The organism is Aliivibrio sifiae, from assembly GCF_002954705.1.
Lineage (GTDB): Bacteria > Pseudomonadota > Gammaproteobacteria > Enterobacterales > Vibrionaceae > Aliivibrio > Aliivibrio sifiae_A.
The window spans coordinates 513,478-518,400 of the sequence record NZ_MSCO01000002.1 but is presented as its reverse complement, the minus strand read 5'-3'; the positions used below and the strand labels follow the sequence as shown (position 1 = coordinate 518,400).

The window sequence follows — 4,923 nt, the reverse complement described above, 5'->3', positions numbered from 1 at the left end:
AAGTATAATTTTTTCAACTCTGTTAATCGGGAAAAACGTTCCTCAATTGAAGTTATTTGTGAAACGTCAGCAACTAGACCTATTATCTGTTCACAAGCTTTCACCTGTGCAGAAATAAAGGGCTTCTTTAACTCCATTTCTGCGTTTTTGTCATACGTATAAATAGCCATAGCGAGTAGAGATGCTGATATAATCAAACTAACCCACTTAATTTTTAAATCACGTTTTTCATAATCATTCATACAAGCTAAACCTAACTTCCGCACTTAAGTAACCGTGTACAGGATACACTTGCAAGGCTTATATTTCAATGAGTTATAATAGCACCAAAGAGCATAACGCCTGCATAACACGTTTGCTACCATGCTATTATACTTAATATTGAAGCCTTAAAACGAGAAACACCCGGCAAACTGAGATTGCCGAGTGTAGTAAATCGTGTTGATGCATTTGTTATAGTTTTATATATCAGCCATAGTCAGCAATTGACTGCAGTTACGAACCGTTAAAATATTTATGCTTAACGTTACGCTATAAATAATGCGGTAATTGCCAAAAATGATTTCACGATAATTGGCTTTATTCAGCTCAGGGACAAGACGGCCTAACTCTGGAAATGAACCTAAATTCTCAGCTTTATCGAATACGTCGTTAACCCATTTTTCTGCCGCTGATGGGTTATCTAATGCAATGTATTCAGCTGTCTGCCCTATTTTGTCTAAAGCAAGCGGTGACCAAATAACATTCATGAACGTAAGCGCCCTAAGATTTTAGAACGAGCATCCTCATTTGATAAACCTAAACCACTAGCGATTTGTGCTTCAGCTTGTTGCACCTCTTCCAGTAACTCTATTTTTTCTTGCATTGCTTCATATTCAGCAACATCTAAAACAACAGCGACACCTTTACCACGTTGAGTGATAACTAAAGGTCTACGCGTTTCGTTAATTTGACGAATAAACGACGCTACGCCAGCTCTAAATTCTGAAAGTGGTTGAATATCTTGGTCTAATCTTAGTCGAGTCATAACAGCACCTTGGTTGTACTTAATTTTGTACCAATTATAGTGCAAGTATAAATATTCAGCAATACTAAGAAAAATTATAACGCTGGCATAACACGTTTATTACTATGCAGACCAACCTGAATTTTACCGCCTTAATCACTAAACCTAAGACAAACCCAGAACGCCGAATGTAATAAATCGTGTTGATGCGATTGTTGTGCGTGCTTACTTTCGGCTTGGTCAACTTGGAAAAGAACTGCCCTGCCAAGATTTTTAATATCCTGATTCTAATTTACCAATGGCAATTAAGCGAACAAAATGTTCTTAAATTGCGAGATAAAGTAAATGGAAACAGATACATTTCTTACGCCATTTGAACGGCTTGATTTCAGCAAGTTTGGAACTGATAAACCAAATACACTCGCCACAATTGGGATTGAAAATGCTGCGAGGAAAGCACTAATGAAGACCAAAATGAGGCATAACCAAAGAACAATTGAAGCGTAAAATAGCTTCTGAAATGCCTGAACTTAGGGAAATTAGGATTAATTTGCCGAACCTGATGATACGAAAACAAAAAGGCAACAAAGAAGAAATTCACGCTTATTAAGCCGAAACTACGAAAGCCTCGGTTCTATTGATGAACCGTGCAAAAAATTTCGGACTCAGTGCGCACAACGCTGGCATAACACGTTTATTACCATGCAGACCAACCTGAATTAACCGCCTTAATCACGAAACCCAAGGCAAACCCAGAACGCCGAGTGTAATAAATCGTGTTGATGCGATTGTTGTGCGTGCTTACTTTCGGCTTGGCTAGCTTGGTAAAGAACTGCCCTACCAAGATTTTCTAAGCCCTGATTCTAATTTACCGATAGCAATTAAGCGAACAAAATATCCTTAAATTGCGAGATAAAGTAAATGGAAAACAGATACATTTTTTACACCATTTGAACGGCTTGGTTTCAGCTAGTTTGGAACTAATAAACCAAATATCCTAACCACAATTGGGATTGAAAATGCTGCGAATAAAACACTGATACAAACTAAAATGAGGCATAACCAAAGAACCATTGAAGCGTAAAATAGCCTCTGAAACGCCTGAATTTAGGGAAATAAGGGAAAATTTGCCGAACCTGATGAAATGAAAACCAAAAGGCAACAAAGAAGAAATTTACGCTTACTAGGCCGAAACTACGAAAGCCTCGGCTCTATTGATGAACCGTGCAAAAAATTTCGGACTCAGTACGCACAACGCCTGCATAACACGTTTGCTACTATGCAGACCAAACTGAATTTTACTGCCTTAATCACTGAAACTAAAGGCAAACCGACAACGCCGAATGTAGTAAATCGTGTTGATGCATTTGTTATATTTTACTCCAAATGGCTTTTGGACCATCAATCGACTCGAACGATATACTATCGCCTACCTCAGCAGCAACTGCCCACCAAAAATCCACTGTTTCATCTACAGGGTCTATTAACAAATTAGTCTTAATTTCGAAAAGATAATTAAGAAGTAATATGGCAGCCTTACGACCTACACCTTTATTGCGATATTTGAGGGGAACAAAGAACCTTGCTAATTCTGCAAAATCATCTTCATCATACAAATCATAGATAACAGCATAGGCAGTAGATACACCATTACTTATAGCGAAAAACGAACGTTCGTAGCCGTCATGACCAATATTAATTTCGCCTGTTTGATTTAAGTGCTCTTCTACAATATCAGCACTGACCTTAGATACAGAAAAACCTTTCATAGACCAACTCTCCCTATTAGATATAACGCTTGCATAACACGTGCTGACGACCAACTTTACCAAACCAATTACACTTCAAACCAAAAACGCCGAATGTAATAAGCATCGTGTTGATGCGATTGTTGTGCGTGCTTACTTTCGGCTTGGCTAGCTTGGTAAAGAACTGCCCTGCCAAGATTTTTAATGTCCTGATTTTAATTTACCAATGGCAATTAAGCGAACAAAATGTTCTTAAATTGCGAGATAAAGTAAATGGAAAACAGATACATTTCTTACGCCATTTGAACGGCTTGGTTTCAACAGATTTGGAACTGATAAACCAAATATCCTTTCCACAACTGGGATTGAAAATGCTGCAAGGAAAACACTGATGCAGATTAAAATGAGGCATAACCAAAGAACAGTTGAAGCGTAAAGATACCTCTGAAACGCCTGAACTTAGGAAAATAAGGGCTAATTTGCCGAACCTAATAATACGAAAACCAAAAGAAAACAAAGAAGAAATTTACGCTTACTAAGCCGAAACTACGAAAGCCGCGATCCTTTTGATGAACCGTGCAAAAAATTTCGGACTCAGTACGCACAACGCTGGCATAACACGTTTATTACCATGCAGACCAACCTGAATTAACCGCCTTAATCACGAAACTAAAGGCAAACCCAGAATGCCGAATGTAATAAATCGTGTTGATGCGATTGTTGTGCGTGCTTACTTTCGGCTTGGCTAACTTGATAAAGAACTGCCCTGCCAACATTTTCTAAGCCCTAATTTTAATTTACCGATGCCAATTAAGCGAACAAAATGTTCTTAAATTGCGAGATAAAGTGAATGGAAAACAGATACATTTTTTACACTATTTGAACGACTTGGTTTCAGCAGATTTGGAACTAATAAACCAAATATCCTTGCCACAGCTGGGATTGAAAATATTGCGAGCAAAACACTGATGCAGAATAAAATGAGGCATAACCAAAGAACAATTGAAGCGTAAATTAGCTTCTGAAACGCCTGAATTTAGGAAAATAAGGGCTAATTTGCCGAACCTGATAATACGGAAACCAAAAGGCAATAAAGAAGAAAGGAACGCTTACTAAGCCGAAACTACAAAAGCCTCGATCCTATTGACGAACCGTGCAAAAAATTTCGGACTCAGTACGCACAACGCTGGCATAACACGTTTATTACTATGTAAACCAACCTGAATTAACCGCCTTAATCACAAAACTAAAGGCAAACCCAGAACGCCGAATGTAATAAATCGTGTTGATGCGATTGTTGTGCGTGCTTACTTTCGGCTTGGCCAACTTGGTAAAGAACTGCCCTGCCAAGATTTTCTAAGTTCTGATTCTAATTTACCGATAGTAATTAAGCGAACAAAATGTTCTTAAATTGCGAGATAAAGTAAATGGGAAACCAATACATTTCTTACACCATTTGAACCGTTTGGTTTCAACAAGTTTGGAACTGATAAACTAAATACACTCGCCACAATTGGGATTGAAAATGCTGCGAGTAAAACACTAATGCAGACAAAAATGAGGCATAACCAAAGAACAATTGAAACGTAAAATAGCTTCTGAAACGCCTGAACTTGGGGAAATAAGGGCTAATTTGCCGAACCTGACGATACGAAAGCAAAAAGGCAGCAAAGAAGAAATTTACGCTTACTAAGCCGAAACTACGAAAGCCTCGGTTCTATTGATGAACCGTGCAAAAAATTTCGGACTCAGTACGCACAACGCCTGCATAACACGTTTACTACTATGCGATTATACTTAAAATTGACGCCTTAAAATGAGAAACACCCGACAACCTGAGATGCCGAGTGTAGTAAATCGTGTTGATGCATTTGTTATATTTTTAATTTCCACCCAGCCCTTTTGTATTGATGGACAACCACTTTTGCATTAGGAAGCCTCCCTTTTATTAGCTGGGTAAGACGACTAGCTCTTAAAGGCGGCACAGAAGAACCAATGATAATGCTTTCAATATCACTTTCATCCACTTCAACTACATCGAGATTGCTATTAATTCTCCTTACTTTTCCATTTGATTTATGATAAACAATTCTATATTCATTCTCATAACTCCATTCCGACATCTTCAAGAAGAAATACTTCTGCATAATTTTCAGAGTGACATCAGAA

General features: G+C 38.1%; 6 protein-coding genes. 1 reads left to right on the top strand and 5 read right to left on the bottom strand.

Going from position 1 to position 4,923, the window contains the following annotated elements; translation table 11 throughout:
* From BTO22_RS20015 to BTO22_RS13315, 3 genes are all read right to left on the bottom strand, one after another.
* On the bottom strand, positions 1 to 242 hold a 242-nt coding region (locus BTO22_RS20015), incomplete at its 3' end, for a hypothetical protein (protein WP_181044652.1).
* A 219-nt stretch (positions 243 to 461) separates the two neighbouring features.
* Complete coding sequence (locus BTO22_RS13320) at positions 462 to 749, bottom strand: type II toxin-antitoxin system RelE/ParE family toxin (RefSeq protein WP_060994190.1); 288 nt, start codon at positions 747 to 749, stop codon at positions 462 to 464.
* The gene (locus BTO22_RS13315) at positions 746 to 1,027 is read right to left on the bottom strand and encodes a type II toxin-antitoxin system Phd/YefM family antitoxin (protein ID WP_060994191.1); all 282 of its coding nucleotides are present in this window, start codon (positions 1,025 to 1,027) and stop codon (positions 746 to 748) included. Before BTO22_RS13315 ends, BTO22_RS13320 begins: the two co-directional genes overlap by 4 nt.
* 324 nt (positions 1,028 to 1,351) lie before the next feature.
* Between BTO22_RS13315 and BTO22_RS20220 the strand changes: the two genes are divergently transcribed.
* Positions 1,352 to 1,513 (top strand): hypothetical protein, encoded by a 162-nt coding sequence (locus BTO22_RS20220; RefSeq protein WP_258132589.1) that lies wholly within the window; start codon positions 1,352 to 1,354, stop codon positions 1,511 to 1,513.
* An 863-nt stretch (positions 1,514 to 2,376) separates the two neighbouring features.
* Here the strand turns inward: BTO22_RS20220 and BTO22_RS13300 are convergent.
* Both BTO22_RS13300 and BTO22_RS13275 read right to left on the bottom strand, forming a co-directional pair.
* Positions 2,377 to 2,775: a GNAT family N-acetyltransferase gene (locus tag BTO22_RS13300; protein WP_105055930.1), complete on the bottom strand. Its 399-nt coding sequence runs from the start codon at positions 2,773 to 2,775 to the stop codon at positions 2,377 to 2,379.
* Between the two features lie 1,853 nt (positions 2,776 to 4,628).
* On the bottom strand, positions 4,629 to 4,923 hold a 295-nt coding region (locus tag BTO22_RS13275), incomplete at its 5' end, for a hypothetical protein (protein ID WP_181044651.1).